Source organism: Pseudomonas sp. C5pp, from assembly GCF_000814065.1.
Taxonomy (GTDB): domain Bacteria; phylum Pseudomonadota; class Gammaproteobacteria; order Pseudomonadales; family Pseudomonadaceae; genus Aquipseudomonas; species Aquipseudomonas asiatica.
The window spans coordinates 70,046-85,108 of the sequence record NZ_JWLN01000022.1; the positions used below are offsets into that span (position 1 = coordinate 70,046).

14 protein-coding genes and 1 tRNA gene are annotated in these 15,063 nt (G+C 57.7%); 11 read left to right on the forward strand and 4 right to left on the reverse strand.

All coding sequences use genetic code 11. The features are described from left to right. Nucleotides 1-38 precede the first annotated feature (38 nt). Complete coding sequence (locus RR51_RS18250) at nucleotides 39-578, forward strand: hypothetical protein (RefSeq protein WP_039614325.1); 540 nt, start codon at nucleotides 39-41, stop codon at nucleotides 576-578. 278 nt (nucleotides 579-856) lie between these two features. Here the strand turns inward: RR51_RS18250 and RR51_RS18255 are convergent, their stop codons facing one another. The 4 genes from RR51_RS18255 to RR51_RS31575 all read right to left on the reverse strand — a co-directional run bounded on the left by RR51_RS18255 (nucleotide 857) and on the right by RR51_RS31575 (nucleotide 3,236). Next, nucleotides 857-1,210, reverse strand: coding sequence for an HdeA/HdeB family chaperone (locus RR51_RS18255; RefSeq protein WP_028692641.1), 354 nt, complete (start codon nucleotides 1,208-1,210; stop codon nucleotides 857-859). 549 nt (nucleotides 1,211-1,759) lie between these two features. After that, nucleotides 1,760-2,047: a hypothetical protein gene (locus RR51_RS18260; RefSeq protein ID WP_039614326.1), complete on the reverse strand. Its 288-nt coding sequence runs from the start codon at nucleotides 2,045-2,047 to the stop codon at nucleotides 1,760-1,762. Between the two features lie 304 nt (nucleotides 2,048-2,351). After that, nucleotides 2,352-2,705: a hypothetical protein gene (locus RR51_RS18265; protein ID WP_039614327.1), complete on the reverse strand. Its 354-nt coding sequence runs from the start codon at nucleotides 2,703-2,705 to the stop codon at nucleotides 2,352-2,354. Nucleotides 2,706-2,999: 294 nt separating this feature from the next. After that, nucleotides 3,000-3,236 (reverse strand): hypothetical protein, encoded by a 237-nt coding sequence (locus RR51_RS31575; RefSeq protein ID WP_082044721.1) that lies wholly within the window; start codon nucleotides 3,234-3,236, stop codon nucleotides 3,000-3,002. A gap of 761 nt (nucleotides 3,237-3,997) precedes the next feature. On the opposite strand from RR51_RS31575, the gene RR51_RS18270 reads away from it, so the two are divergent. The 10 genes from RR51_RS18270 (at nucleotide 3,998) to RR51_RS18315 (ending at nucleotide 15,058) form a co-directional block, all read left to right on the forward strand. Continuing rightward, nucleotides 3,998-4,354, forward strand: coding sequence for a MarR family winged helix-turn-helix transcriptional regulator (locus tag RR51_RS18270; RefSeq protein ID WP_039614328.1), 357 nt, complete (start codon nucleotides 3,998-4,000; stop codon nucleotides 4,352-4,354). Further along, a complete protein-coding gene (locus tag RR51_RS18275) occupies nucleotides 4,329-5,411 on the forward strand; it encodes a tyrosine-type recombinase/integrase (protein WP_236693278.1) in 1,083 nt (360 codons plus the stop codon). Before RR51_RS18270 ends, RR51_RS18275 begins: the two co-directional genes overlap by 26 nt. A 307-nt stretch (nucleotides 5,412-5,718) precedes the next feature. Then, nucleotides 5,719-5,794: transfer RNA gene (locus RR51_RS18280), tRNA-His, on the forward strand. A 238-nt stretch (nucleotides 5,795-6,032) separates the two neighbouring features. After that, nucleotides 6,033-6,332, forward strand: a complete 300-nt coding sequence (locus tag RR51_RS18285) for a DUF6388 family protein (RefSeq protein ID WP_039614329.1) — start codon at nucleotides 6,033-6,035, stop codon at nucleotides 6,330-6,332. A 247-nt stretch (nucleotides 6,333-6,579) separates the two neighbouring features. Continuing rightward, nucleotides 6,580-7,893: a trigger factor gene (gene tig, locus RR51_RS18290; protein ID WP_015269696.1), complete on the forward strand. Its 1,314-nt coding sequence runs from the start codon at nucleotides 6,580-6,582 to the stop codon at nucleotides 7,891-7,893. Nucleotides 7,894-7,984: 91 nt separating this feature from the next. Continuing rightward, nucleotides 7,985-8,626, forward strand: a complete 642-nt coding sequence (gene clpP, locus RR51_RS18295; protein WP_003259400.1) for an ATP-dependent Clp endopeptidase proteolytic subunit ClpP — start codon at nucleotides 7,985-7,987, stop codon at nucleotides 8,624-8,626. Nucleotides 8,627-8,734: 108 nt separating this feature from the next. After that, a complete protein-coding gene (clpX, locus tag RR51_RS18300; protein ID WP_013971882.1) occupies nucleotides 8,735-10,018 on the forward strand; it encodes an ATP-dependent Clp protease ATP-binding subunit ClpX in 1,284 nt (427 codons plus the stop codon). A gap of 163 nt (nucleotides 10,019-10,181) precedes the next feature. After that, complete coding sequence (gene lon / locus RR51_RS18305) at nucleotides 10,182-12,578, forward strand: endopeptidase La (RefSeq protein ID WP_039614330.1); 2,397 nt, start codon at nucleotides 10,182-10,184, stop codon at nucleotides 12,576-12,578. Between the two features lie 152 nt (nucleotides 12,579-12,730). Further along, nucleotides 12,731-13,003 carry an HU family DNA-binding protein gene (locus RR51_RS18310; RefSeq protein ID WP_003259401.1) on the forward strand — a complete coding sequence of 91 codons (273 nt, stop codon included), beginning with the start codon at nucleotides 12,731-12,733 and terminating at the stop codon, nucleotides 13,001-13,003. Nucleotides 13,004-13,186: 183 nt separating this feature from the next. After that, on the forward strand, nucleotides 13,187-15,058 hold the full coding sequence (locus RR51_RS18315; protein WP_013971884.1) for a SurA N-terminal domain-containing protein: 1,872 nt from the start codon (nucleotides 13,187-13,189) through the stop codon (nucleotides 15,056-15,058). Nucleotides 15,059-15,063 lie beyond the last annotated feature (5 nt).

Sequence of the window (15,063 nt, forward strand, 5' to 3'; positions counted from 1 at the left end):
CTATGATCCGCATCTATTTAAAATAGAGGGAATGGAGATTGGATGCGCTCTTTGAGGTACTTCCAAGCTGGGCATGGTGGCTCATTGGTGCGGTGTTTGTGGCTTGGAAATGGCGCTGGGTCGTGAAGCCGCTCCGGTTCTTGTGGCAAAGACTGGGGCCGCAAAAGCGGTTTACTGTGGAATGGGCTCCAGTAGATTCAGCAGCTAGAGAGTTCGCTTCGTACCACGGTAGAGACATGGCGGGGAGTGGCACGCCTCTCGTTCGGTTCTTCGCCGTGGACGTTTGCACGGATCAGTATCCTGTCACGATACAAAAGGTGTGGGTTCGCAACCAAAACGGAGCTGAGTTCACCGCCTGGCGCATGGGTAAGATGACGCACGCCTTCTACATGCACGACGAAAAGGTCCGGATAGAAAACCATGCGATCCACACCTTCCACATTTATGCACCCTACGACAACGAGCCTGGCGAGGTGGTGTCGATACACGTTAAGAGCTTTGGCAAGGAGAAGGTGACTCACCTTAGAAGTCCTTGGCATCGGCTGCTAAGCTCGTTCGGTTTTGGCGCCAATGCCTGACGTAGCGACCAGATGTCCGTGGGCCCACAATAGGATGACGGAGACGTTCATCCGGGGGCTACATCACGGCTTACGTGGTGCCGGACACTGTTCGGACTGTAGGGAAACCTCAGTGTGTCCGTCATGGCTTGATTGCTGATGATGATGACCATTGGGAACCTTACCTCTCCACTCTCTTCATGGGGGGTAGGGGGGCTAACTGAGGTTTCCTAATGGTCTATCATGGAGATGCAGTCACTGATTCATCTCTAGTGGTCCTTAATAGAAGACCATCACCATCACCTTCCTTTATGAGCAGAAGGTAGATGGGTCGCATCAGCCCTCAAGGTCATCAGCAAAGCCTCAGCGCCACTGCCTACGTTGTTCAGTGGATTCTGTTTGCACCAGCGCTGTATCCAGAGGGTCCAGTCATCGGGGCCAGTCTTTTTGGTCACATCATCGGTGCCGTCCGTCACGTTGTTGTAGGCCGTGAAGTAGCCACTCAACCATATCCCTACGGCGTCCTGGATGATGTTGTCGTTAGCCGCACGGACAAACTCCCCGCATCCCATCGTGCCAATACCCACTTGTCTGAACCGCCCATTCACTGCGGCCTGGGCATCTGCGGCCCCAACACATAAAAGCAAAGCCATCACTACAAATCTCACCTGCGTCCCTCTGAGTGGTTCCTAAAGGCCACCATAGTACCAGCGGGAGGGGGCAAGTGATTTTGTTGCAAAAATTTGAGAGCCCACCTCGAAACTGATAGGCCGCGACTACCCCCGGTGCCCCCAGCGAGCGGCCAGAATCCGCCCTCTGAGAACCCTCCGGGCAGGCCCCAAGTGGCCCAGCGGCAGCCCAATGTGTCCCGGAATGTGTCCCACATGGCCGGAAACCCCAGTAAACACAGGGCCTGTCACCAGATTAAGAATCCCGCGCTCCACCTTTCCAGCCTCACAGGCGGCCATTACCGGCCCTTTGTGGGGCTTTTTTGGGTCCTCAGTGGCAAATGATGAGCGTACGGACGTTCGGCTATCTGTTTTTACGCTGTCGTCTACACACCGGAAGGCAGTGCAAACCAGCTTGGGATGGGCACTGGGGCAGGGCGAGGCGTTTAGGGGCGTTATGTGCCCCCACGGAGGGATATGGCCGTGGCTTTCGTTGCCACAACCTTCATTGACCCTTGCGGTAGAAGTTGGGCATCAGGCCACGGATTGGGCGCTCACCTGATTCGACGCTAGACGGCGTGCGCGCCCAACAGCCCAGGCTAACGCTCGGGTCATGGATTCTCCAGGGCGGGAATCGAATGCTTCTTCGTGCAAGGCCATGCCTGAGCTTGCATACACACCGATGAACATTTGTGTGTTGCCTGTACGTGACAGACGCACCTGAACGTCAATCGTGGTGCCCTTGTCCAGCGTCTCGTCATGAGTCCGGTGGTGGAGCGTAGGATCAGCCCAGTTCCAGAACACATCACCGCGAATGCGCATGCCGTCCTCCTACGACTTAAGTCTTATGTTGTCACTCCACCATAGCGGAGGAAACGGCGCGTGCAACGGTTTTCTGCATAACGTGCACCTTACCCGACTGTCGGGGCTTTCCTTGTACAAAAAATAAAAGCTGTATAAGTTTTGATGATTTGGCCTGTCTAATTTTTTTTGCGTCAAATGTAAGTTATAGGATATTTGAACGGTTAATAGCGCGGCCGAGTACAGCTGCATAAGTTTCTCGCTTAATTCGTGTTTGTCGGCAATGCGATTAAGTGGGGGCGTACCTGAAAGTAAAGGTTGATAGCTATTTACTAGGTCGCGTAGAGTGCAGTCCGTTCATAAGTGACTCGACTTCTTCCATAATCAGTCTTAGGCGGATGTGCAGTTTCGCTAGGGTGCTGGCAATTGAATTCAGTTGCTCGTGATTAAACTGGTTTGTCATGAGTGTGTTGTGGTTTAAGCTCGTACTTTCGGAGCTCTCGAAGTTGGTTGCTGTCGTGCAGAGCAATCTCTTCATTTCATGATAAGGTGGGTGGCCTTTGATTGTGCAGAAATCATTTAGGGGTTGGCCTGAGCTCCAGAATTTTCTTATAAGGGTCACACGCTCATCATCGCTGTATTGTTTTGCCTGCTCGACTGCAATCTGCTTGCTAGGCATGTGAAACCTCCAGTGCTGCAGCGGAAGAGGAAAAGAATGGGGTCGTAGGGTACCCAATGCTTGGTAGCTATATGACCCAGTCGACTAGAAGTGCTGCCAGCCCTGCACCTACCAGCGACCCTGCGAGAATCATCAGCCACTCTAGTATTGACGTATGATTGCCCATATTAGGTGTGCCTCCGAAAATTCATAAGCCACGCATATGAATACAAAGGCAGCTGCGATTGCGATAGCGCCGTAACAATAGAGGGTCTTGTTCGTGGATGGAGCCATGGGGCTATCTCCGGTAGGAAGTCATTCCGTTCGCATTACGGGAAATAGCTCGGACGGGTTGCGCGATTCAGAAATCATCTTTTCGCATTCTGTTATGGCTAGCGATCTATTCGAAAAATTCCGCTTTATTCTTATTTTTTCTTGATTGTCGTAGATGTCGAATCCTCCCGAAGTGGTAGCGGCGTAAAACCGATTTCCAATCTGGAATGATTCGTTTTCTATAGGTACTGCTGGAACGATAACGAATCTTGGTTGCATTTTGCCATCTCCCTCCCTTGGACACGTAAGTAATAGCTAGGCTCATGCCTAGGCGCAAGAGGGCTCACAATAAATTTCTCCCGGAATCTTTTTGCGTATTGTTTTGAATGCTTGCTCTAACTTTCAACCTTCCGCATCTTGGAGGGTACTGTCAGCATCGCCCTAGCCTGAGACGATCAGTCAGGATGTCGAGTACAGAGAGGGGTGAGGAAAAGCGCTCGTCGCAAGGGGATTGCGACGATTCAGGTGGCTGGACATGAAGCTTTCTTTACATGGTCCAGACCTCCGCTGGAATGCCCGTCCTCACGTTCGGCTAACGCGACGGAAACGAACCCTTTAGCTCGCGAAAATGGGGCGATCACTCTCAAATGCGCCCAACGAGCGTGTCGTTCGTCCGTCAGACGTTTTGACTCCCCGGGGTAAGCCTGTATGAATTTACAGTGTGGCTGGTTCGCAGGACGCCCCCTGAAGCGTAGACTCCCCGGATTTTTCGATTTTGCACCTGAGAATGTATCTCCTGAGAGAAGTCGTTGAAAAGGAAAATGTCGCTTGAACAATACCTTTCCATTTGTGACAATAATCCGTCAAAGGCTCACTAAAAGGATCCAAAGGCGTGTTTTTGACATTGTTCGGATGGGAATTCTTCCTCGAAACATATTCGCGTTCGGGAATATTCCTTGACTATTACTTTTCCATCTGTGAGAATCATATCTGGCTCCTGGGCCTTCACTTGGTTTTCAACAAGGTGGTAGTTAAGAAACATGGACAGCGCACAGATCACAAGCCTGGTCACGGCACTTGAGAAGTTCCACGACCTGGACCCCAAAATGCCCATCCGGCAGGTCATCTATTTGCTCGCTCTTGCCCAGCAAAAGGAGCCTGTGGGCATCTCAGAAATGGCCGAATTGGTTGGGGTAGGTGTAGCTGTCGCTTCCCGCTACGCTGCGAGCTACGGGCGTGGTGGGCGCACGGACGCTGGTTTGGGCTTCCTGGTTGCCAAGGAAGACCCTAACGATTGGCGTAAGAAACAACTGGTGTTCACTGACGCCGGGCGCAAATTCATCGAAAACTTGTTCGAATCAGAGGACAAAAATGCCCATATACAGGAAGGGAAATAGGTATCTAGTCTCGCTTGGGTCACGTAACGACCGCTACCGACAAACGTTCGCCACAGAGGAAGAGGCGAAGGCCGATGAGGCCAGAGAGCTCGCAAGGAGGGCCACGCTACCCAAGGCGGTACGTGGCGAAGGCACCGGCACCATATCCCCGCTGAAATCCCGCAAGACCCTTCAAGAAGCCTACGACCTGACATTTCGCCTGGAATGGAAGGGTGGCAAGTCTGAAAAAACGATGACACTCAATGGCGGCAACGTGCTGAAAGCACTAGGGGCCGATACGCTGCTGAGCGACATCACGACCGAGACCATCACTGAAATGGTCCTTGAGTTTGAAGACCTGGGCAACTCAGGTTCGACTGTGAACCGCAAGCTGTCGCTTCTTTCTATGGTCCTCAAGACCGCCGTAAACCATAACTGGCTCCTCAGTGTGCCGCGTATGATTCGCCGTAAAGAAGGCAAGCACCGTATCCGCTGGATGAACACGGAGGAGGAGGGCAACGTCCTAAACGCGTGCCAGCACCTGGGGCTCAACAGCCTTCACGACTTCATCATCGTGGCGGTCGATACAGGGTTCCGCCGTGCTGAACTCCTCGGGCTCAGTGCTCCTGACTTCCAGGAAGGAATGATTCACCTGTACGCCGGACAGACCAAGAATGGAGACGCCCGAGCCATCCCGGCCACCAGCCGCGTGGCGCGCATCCTGCACCGCAGGCGGATGAACCCGACTACCTTTGAAGGGCTCACCGTTTCGTCTTTGCGTCACCAGTGGGCCACTCTTCGCGCCTACATGGGCATGGAAGAAGACCCGCAGTTCATCGTTCACATGCTTCGCCACACCTGCGCTTCGCGCCTGGTACAGCGTGGTGTCCCGTTGGCCTCCGTCCAGCATTGGATGGGCCACAAGAACATCAACACGACACTCCGGTACGCGCATCTGGCACCGGAAAATCTGATGCAGGCGCGCAATGCGCTAGAGGCAGCACCGGCACAGCCGACCGCTTTTGAGTCGGTAGAGCGCGACACGTTCTTCAACTATGGTGAGGCTACAACGGCCTAGTTGGGACACATTTTCTGATTCGTGGCTCGGGCAGAGTAGACCCTGAGCGGCGACCGTGGGCCCACCCAAAACAGGGCGGGACACACCGGGACACATGGGGACACTTGGGACACGAATTTAGCGTTGCATAGTGTGTCCCACCTGTGTAAGATGCGCGCCAAGCCCTTGTATCTAAAGGGTTTCGCGAATTGACCAAGCTCTGGCACCAGATTTAGGTTCCAGCGGCGCAAGCTGTAAGAGTTCGAGTCTCTTCGTCCGCACCATGCTTCTGTAAGGTTGTACCGCAACATCGCAACACCGCAATATGGTGGGCGTAGCTCAGTTGGTAGAGCGCTGGATTGTGATTCCAGTTGTCGTGGGTTCGATTCCCATCGTCCACCCCATATTTCTTCGAAGGCGCCTTGATCGTGAGATCGGGCGCCTTTTTGTTTTTGCGCTGGGTGTATGGCTTGAGGGTTCTGGCGCCTGTGAGATCGAGCGGCGCTGACAATTTCATGGCGAATCACCTCTCGGTCAAATCGCATCCCGGCCCTTGCAATCCTCTGGTGGCGCCCCAATAAAAGCTGTTAGATTTCAGCCGGTTGAAACGCCGGCCCATTTGGCCGGCAGAGGAACAGCCCGATGATCGCAAAAGAAGCCCGTCAGGCCCTGGCGCTAAAGCGCTTTGCCGAGGCCAACCCGCAGCTGCTCGAAGAGATCCGCGAGCTGGATGCGCGCGAGCAGGCCCAGCAGATCGAGTGGGCGTTCGAGGATGCGGCCGAGGAGCAGGGTATCCAGCCTTGGGAGTTGGCCCTGCAACTGATCGCCGAAACCCCCGAGCAACTGCGGGCCATGCGCCTGGAAACGCACCGTGAGGTGGCCGAGGCGCTGGGGATGGAGTGGGAGGAGTACTGCCAGTTCAACGAAATCGAACCTGAATAAAGGAAGCGAATTCGTTGGTGGCAGTTGTTTGACAAGGTATTTCGGCTGCAGGTCGCCTGGTGGCGTCGTGCGGCCCCATTGAAGCAGGCCCGGCGCTATGTCGTGCGGGCCGTGAAAGTTAATCGACCGGCGTGGTTTCCCGTCGTCCCGAGTGGGGTGACTTCTGCTGCGCGACTCACTAGAATGCTTGCCCTTGATTCTGGAGTCGGGCTAACGCCGGCTAACGTCTGTGCAACGAGGAATATCCATGCAAGTTTCTGTTGAAAACACTTCCGCTCTCGAGCGTCGCATGACCATCGCCGTTCCGGCCGAGCGCGTCGAGAACGAAGTCAACAAGCGTCTGCAACAGACTGCCAAGCGCGCCAAGGTTGCCGGCTTCCGCCCAGGCAAAGTGCCGATGAGCGTGATTCGTCAGCGTTTCGAAGCCGATGCCCGTCAAGAGGCGTTCGGTGACCTCGTCCAGGCTTCCTTCTACGAAGCCATCGTCGAGCAGAAGCTGAACCCGGCTGGCGCCCCTGCGGTAGAGCCGAAGTCCTTCGAAAAGGGCAAGGACCTGGAGTTCGTCGCCATCTTCGAAGTGTTCCCGGAGTTCACCGTTGGCGGCCTCGAGTCGATCAGCGTCGAGCGCCTGAGCGCCGAAGTGGCTGATGCCGACCTGGACAACATGCTGGAAGTGCTGCGCAAGCAGAACACCCGCTTCGAGGCCGTCGAGCGCGCCGCGCAGAACGACGACCAGGTCAACATCGACTTCGTCGGCAAGGTCGACGGTGAAGTGTTCGCCGGTGGTTCGGCCAAGGGCACCCAGCTGGTACTGGGCTCCGGCCGCATGATCCCAGGCTTCGAAGACGGCCTGGTTGGCGCCAAGGCTGGCGAAGAGCGCGTTGTGAACGTGACCTTCCCAGAGGACTACCAGAACCTGGACCTGGCTGGCAAAGCCGCCGAGTTCACCATCACCGTCAACAGCGTTGCCGCTCCTGTGCTGCCAGAGCTGAACGAAGAGTTCTTCGCCCAGTTCGGCATCAAGGAATCGACCCTGGAAGGCTTCCGCACCGAAGTTCGCAAGAACATGGAGCGTGAACTGCGCCAGGCCATCAAGGCCAAGGTGAAGAACCAGGTCATGGACGGTCTGCTGGCTGCCAACCCGATCGAAGTGCCGAAAGCCCTGCTGGAAAACGAAGTCAACCGTCTGCGCGTGCAGGCTGTTCAGCAGTTCGGTGGCAACATCAAGCCTGAGCAACTGCCGGCCGAGCTGTTCGAAGAACAAGCCAAGCGCCGTGTGGTCCTGGGCCTGATCGTGGCCGAAGTGGTCAAGCAGTTCGAGCTGAAGCCGGACGAAGGCAAGGTTCGCGAAATGATCGAAGAAATGGCTTCGGCTTACCAAGAGCCTGAGCAGGTCATCGCCTGGTACTACAAGAACGACCAGCAACTGAACGAAGTCCGTTCGGTTGTGCTGGAAGAACAAGTTGTAGATACTGTTCTGCAGAAAGCGACTGTGACCGACAAGTCGGTCTCGTACGAAGATGCCGTTAAACCAGCACAGGCTCCAGCCGCCGCTGAGTAACAGGCTTCTCTCGTAGGAAACCCCCACAAGCCAGCCTTCGAGCTGGCTTGTGCGTATTCAAGCCATGACTATTTGGGAGTGAGCGCAGGACATGTCCCGCAATTCTTATATTCAGCAGAGCTCTGACATCCAGGCCGCAGGCGGTCTGGTCCCGATGGTTATCGAGCAGTCCGCCCGTGGCGAACGCGCTTACGACATCTACTCGCGCCTGTTGAAGGAGCGTGTGATCTTCCTGGTTGGCCCGGTAGAGGACTACATGGCCAACCTCGTCGTTGCGCAACTGCTGTTCCTTGAAGCGGAAAACCCGGACAAGGATATCCATCTGTACATCAACTCGCCGGGCGGTTCCGTCACCGCCGGCATGTCGATCTACGACACCATGCAGTTCATCAAGCCGGACGTCTCGACCATCTGCATCGGTCAGGCCTGCAGCATGGGCGCCTTCCTGCTGGCTGCTGGTGCCAAGGGCAAGCGTCACTGCCTGCCCAACTCGCGCGTGATGATCCACCAGCCGCTGGGCGGCTTCCAGGGTCAGGCCACCGATATCGAGATCCACGCCCAGGAAATCCTCAATATCAAGGCCCGCCTGAACGAGCTGCTGGCCTACCACACCGGCCAGGATCTCGAGACCATCAAGCGCGACACCGAACGTGACAACTTCATGAGCGCCTCGCGCGCGGCCGAGTACGGCCTGATCGACTCGGTCTACGACAAGCGGCAACTGGCCTCCTGAACCGGGGTGCCAGAGCAGGTAGGCGCGGAAAGCGCCTACCTGCGGACTTGAAAAAGCCCGCAATTGCCTTCATCTTGTGTTGCAAGCCTACCGGATTGGATCGATCGAATGACTGACACCCGTAACGGCGAGGACAGCGGCAAATTGCTTTATTGCTCCTTCTGCGGCAAAAGCCAGCACGAAGTGCGCAAACTGATTGCCGGGCCCTCGGTATTTATCTGCGACGAGTGCGTCGACCTGTGCAACGACATCATCCGTGAGGAGGTGCAGGAAGCCCAGGCCGAGAGCAGCGCGCACAAATTGCCTTCGCCGAAAGAAATCAGCGGTATCCTGGACCAGTACGTCATTGGTCAGGAACGCGCGAAGAAGGTGCTTGCCGTAGCGGTGTACAACCACTACAAGCGCCTGAACCAGCGTGACAAGAAGGGTGACGAAGTCGAACTCGGCAAGAGCAACATCCTGCTCATCGGGCCAACCGGCTCGGGCAAGACCCTGCTCGCCGAAACCCTTGCACGCCTGTTGAACGTACCGTTCACCATTGCTGACGCCACCACCCTGACCGAAGCCGGTTACGTGGGTGAGGACGTCGAGAACATCATCCAGAAGCTGTTGCAGAAGTGCGACTACGACGTGGAAAAGGCCCAGATGGGCATCGTCTACATCGACGAGATCGACAAGATTTCGCGCAAGTCGGACAACCCGTCCATCACCCGTGACGTATCGGGCGAGGGCGTGCAGCAGGCACTGCTGAAGCTGATCGAAGGCACCGTGGCCTCGGTTCCGCCGCAAGGCGGCCGCAAGCACCCGCAACAGGAATTCCTGCAGGTCGATACCCGCAACATCCTGTTCATCTGCGGTGGTGCCTTCTCGGGCCTGGAAAAGGTCATCCAGAACCGCTCCACCAAGGGTGGCATCGGTTTTGGCGCCGAAGTACGCAGCAAGGAAGAGGGCAAGAAGGTTGGCGAGTCCCTGCGTGAGGTCGAGCCGGACGATCTGGTCAAGTTTGGCCTGATCCCGGAATTCGTCGGCCGCCTGCCGGTGCTGGCAACCCTCGACGAGCTGGACGAGGCCGCGCTGATGCAGATCCTCACCGAGCCGAAGAACGCCCTGACCAAGCAGTATGCCAAGCTGTTCGAGATGGAAAACGTCGACCTCGAGTTCCGCAGCGATGCGCTCAAGGCCGTGGCGCGCAAGGCCCTGGAGCGCAAGACCGGCGCCCGTGGCCTGCGTTCGATCCTCGAAGGCGTGTTGCTCGACACCATGTACGAGATTCCTTCGAAGAAGGATGTCAGCAAGGTGGTGATCGACGAAAGCGTCATCGATGGCACTTCGCAGCCGCTGATGATCTACGAAAACAGCGAGCCGCAAGCCAAGGCCGCGCCGGACGCTTGATCCAGGTAATGGCCGGTTGACGGTTGCAAGCAAGAAGGGGCCTACGGGCCCCTTTCTGCTTTTCCTGCGCTAGCGCTTGTAATTTCCCAAGCCTGCCCCCACATTAGGTCCAAGTATCATTTCCACCGGTTTCCGGCCATAAGGCCGCTGTAGAGGCGAAATCATGAAGACCACCCTCGACTTGCCTCTTTTGCCATTGCGCGATGTCGTTGTTTACCCGCACATGGTCATCCCGCTGTTCGTGGGGCGCGAAAAGTCCATCGAAGCCCTTGAGGCGGCGATGACGGGCGAAAAGCAGATTCTTCTGCTGGCCCAGAAAAACCCGGCCGACGATGATCCGGGCGAAGACGCCCTGTACCGCGTCGGTACCGTTGCCACCGTGCTGCAATTGCTGAAACTGCCCGATGGTACCGTCAAGGTGCTGGTCGAGGGCGAGCAACGCGGCGCCGTGGAGCGTTTCAGCGAAGTAGAAGGGCACATCCGTGCCGAAGTTTCCCTGATCGACGAAGTCGACGCCGCCGAGCGCGAGTCGGAAGTGTTCGTCCGCACGCTGCTGTCGCAGTTCGAGCAATACGTGCAACTGGGCAAGAAAGTCCCAGCCGAAGTGCTGTCGTCGCTGAACAGCATCGAAGAGCCAGGGCGCCTGGTCGATACCATGGCCGCACACATGGCCCTGAAGATCGAGCAGAAACAGGAAATTCTCGAAATCGTCGACCTGCCGACCCGTGTCGAGCACGTACTGGCGCTGCTGGATGCCGAAATCGACCTGCTGCAGGTCGAAAAGCGCATTCGCGGTCGGGTCAAGAAGCAGATGGAGCGCAGCCAGCGCGAGTACTATCTGAACGAGCAGATGAAGGCCATTCAGAAGGAACTCGGTGATGGCGACGAAGGCCACAACGAAGTCGAAGAGCTGAAAAAGCGCATCGAAGCCGCTGGCCTACCCAAGGACGCACTGGCCAAGGCCCAGGCCGAGCTGAACAAGCTCAAGCAGATGTCGCCGATGTCGGCCGAGGCCACTGTGGTCCGTTCCTATCTCGACTGGCTGGTGCAGGTGCCGTGGAAGGCACAGAGCAAGGTGCGTCTGGACCTGGGCAAGGCCGAGGAAATCCTCGATGCCGACCACTACGGCCTGGAAGAGGTCAAGGAACGCATCCTCGAGTACCTTGCCGTGCAAAAGCGCGTCAAGAAGATCCGCGGCCCGGTACTGTGCCTGGTCGGCCCACCCGGCGTCGGCAAGACCTCGCTGGCCGAGTCGATCGCCGCTGCCACCAACCGCAAGTTCGTGCGCATGGCCCTGGGTGGTGTGCGTGACGAGGCCGAGATCCGTGGTCACCGCCGAACCTACATCGGTTCCATGCCTGGCCGCCTGATCCAGAAGATGACCAAGGTGGGGGTACGCAACCCGCTGTTCCTGCTGGACGAAATCGACAAGATGGGCAGCGACATGCGTGGCGACCCGGCCTCGGCACTGCTCGAAGTGCTCGACCCGGAGCAGAACCACAACTTCAACGACCACTACCTGGAGGTCGACTACGACCTCTCGGACGTGATGTTCCTGTGCACCTCGAACTCGATGAACATCCCGCCGGCGCTGCTCGACCGGATGGAAGTCATCCGCCTGCCGGGCTACACCGAGGACGAGAAGATCAACATCGCGGTCAAGTACCTGGTGCCCAAGCAGGTCAAGGCCAACGGCTTGAAGAAGGACGAGCTGGAAGTCGATGTCTCGGCGATCCGCGACATCATCCGCTTCTACACCCGCGAAGCCGGTGTGCGCGGCCTGGAGCGGCAAATCGCCAAGGTCTGCCGCAAGGTGGTCAAGGAACATACCGGGCAGAAGCAGGTCAAGGTCAAGGTAGCCAGCGAGCAGCTGGAGCACCTGCTGGGCGTGCGCAAGTTCCGCTACGGCCTGGCCGAGCAGCAGGACCAGATCGGCCAGGTTACCGGCCTGGCCTGGACCCAGGTGGGCGGCGAACTGCTGACCATCGAAGCCGTGGTCATCCCCGGCAAGGGCCAGCTGATCAAGACCGGCTCGCTGGGCGACGTCATGGTCGAGTCGATCACCGCCGCGCAGACCGTGGTGCGCAGCCGTGCCCGCAGCCTGGGTATCGCCGCCGACTTCCACGAGAAGCACGACGTGCATATCCACATGCCTGAGGGCGCCACGCCGAAGGATGGCCCAAGTGCCGGTATCGGCATGTGCACCGCGCTGGTGTCGGCGCTGACGCAGATTCCGGTACGTGCCGATGTGGCCATGACCGGCGAAATCACCCTGCGTGGCCAAGTGCTGGCCATTGGCGGGTTGAAGGAAAAACTGCTGGCGGCACACCGTGGCGGGATCAAGACGGTGATCATTCCCGAGGAGAATGTTCGCGATCTGAAGGAGATTCCGGAAAATATCAAACAGGATCTGCAGATCAAACCGGTCAAATGGATTGACGAAGTCCTGCAAATTGCGCTGCAATACGCCCCGGAGCCCTTGCCAGATGTGGCTCCGGAGATTGTCGCGAAAGATGAAAAGCGCGACGGCGATGCTAAGGAAAGAATTAGCACGCACTAGTAGTTTTTGGCTGGGGGGCTTTCCTTGACAGTTTTTTCGGGGCCTTGCTATAAAGCGGCACGCTATTGTCATCAGGCCACCCAGCGCACGTTTCATAAGCTTTTCATTACATACTTAGAAACAAACTCAATAGAGAAATAAGGGGACTTAGAGTGAACAAGTCGGAACTGATTGACGCTATCGCCGCATCTGCTGACATCCCGAAAGCTGTAGCCGGCCGTGCGCTGGACGCAGTCATCGAATCCGTCACCGGCGCCCTGAAGCAAGGTGACGATGTGGTACTGGTTGGCTTCGGTACCTTCTCGGTCAAGGAGCGTGCAGAGCGCACCGGCCGCAACCCGCAAACCGGTAACGCGATCAAGATCGCTGCCGCCAAGGTTCCAGGCTTCAAGGCTGGCAAAGGCCTGAAAGACGCCGTCAACTAAGTCGTCTCTTTCAGCCGGACCCGGCCTGGCCTGGTCCGAGCACGGTGATGGCGGGGCGCAAACGTTCCCGCCTGACACGTTTGCTAAGAAAAGGCGCATCCTCGGATGCGCCTTTCTTTTATCAGGTTTCTACCCACGCTCCGCGGTTGTCGACGCAGTGGTACAGCCGTTTCTGGGGGACGCATGCTGCAAAATATCAGGGACAATTCACAAGGTTGGATTGCCAAGACCATCATCGGCCTTATAGTCGTGTTGATGGCGTTGACCGGCTTCGAAGCCATTTTCCAGGCCGCCACCCATAGCCAGGACGCCGCCAAGGTGAACGGCCAGACCATCAGCCAGAACGAGCTGAGCCAGGCGGCCGACATGCAGCGCCGTCAGCTGATGCAACAATTGGGCAAGGATTTCGACCCGGCGCTGCTGGACGACAAATTGCTGCGCGAAGAGGCACTTAAGGGCCTGATCAGCCGCAAGCTGCTGCTGCAAGGCGCCGAAGATGCCAAATTCGCCTTCTCCGAGGCCGCACTGGATCAGGTGATCCTGCAGACGCCGGAGTTTCAGGTGGACGGCAAATTCAGTGCCGACCGTTTCGACCAGGTCATTCGCCAGATGGGCTATGGCCGCATGCAGTTCCGCGACATGCTCGCCGAGGAAATGCTCATCGGCCAACTGCGCACCGGCCTGGCCGGCAGCAGCTTCGTGACCGACCAGCAGGTCGATGCCTTTGCCCGCCTCGAGAAGCAGACCCGTGACTTCGCTTCCCTGACCTTCAAGGCCGACCCGGCCGCGGTCAAGGTCAGCGATGAAGAGGTCAAGGCGCACTACGACCAGCACGCCAAGGAGTTCATGTCGCCAGACCAGGTGGTGATCGACTACATCGAGCTGAAGAAGTCGGCGTTCTTCGATCAGGTCAAGGTGACCGACGAAGAGCTCAAGGCCCAGTATGAGAAGGAAATCGCCAACCTCGCCGAGCAGCGCCATGCCGCGCACATCCTCATCGAGGTGAACGATAAGGTCACCGACGCCCAGGCCAAGGCCCGCGCCGAAGAGATCGAGCAGCGTCTGGCCAAGGGCGAAGACTTTGCCGCGCTGGCCAAGGAGTTCTCCCAGGACCCGGGTTCGGCCAATAGCGGCGGTGACCTTGGCTTCGCCGGCCCGGGCGTTTACGACCCGGCGTTCGAGGATGCGCTGTACAAGCTGCAGGACGGCCAGGTCTCGGCGCCGGTTCGCACCGAGTTCGGCTACCACCTTATCAAGCTGCTGGGCGTGCAGGCGCCGGAAGTGCCGAGCTTCGCCAGCCTGAAGGACAAGCTGACCCGTGACCTGAAGATCCCGCTGGTCGAGCAGCGTTACGTAGATGCCAGCAAGCAGCTGCAGGATGCTGCCTACGAGGCTTCGGACCTGGCCCAGCCGGCCCAGGACCTGAACCTGAAGGTGCAAACCTCCGCAGCCTTCGGCCGCGAGGGTGGCGAAGGCATCACTGCCAACCGTTCGGTCGTGCAGGCCGCATTCTCCGAAGAAGTGCTGGAGGAGGGTGCCAACAGCACCGCCATCGAGCTCGACCCGGAAACCACCGTGGTGCTGCGCGTCAAGGAGCACCGCAAGCCTGAGCAGCTGCCGCTGGAAGCCGTGGCCAAGAACATCAGCGAGCACCTGGCCAAGGAGAAGGCAACTGCCGAGCTCAAGGCCAAGGCGGACAAGCTGATTGCAGGCCTGCGTGACGGTTCCATCGCAGCGGGCAGTGTGCACGAAGGGCAGGGCTGGAAGGCCTATGAAGCAGTTACCCGCGGCGAGGACGGTATCGACCCGGCCGAGCTGCAGGCGCTGTTCCGCCTGGGCAAGCCACAGGCCAAGGACAAGCCGGTTTATGGCAGCGTCGTGCTGCGTGACGGTAGCCTGGTGGTACTGCAGCTCAAGGGTGTCAACGAAGGCGCTGCTGCCACCGATGAAGAGAAGCAGCAGATCCGCCGCTACCTCGCGTCGCGTGCTGGCCAGCAGGACTTCGCGGCATACCGCAAGCAGCTGGAAGCCAAGGCGGACATCACCCGTTACTAAGGTGA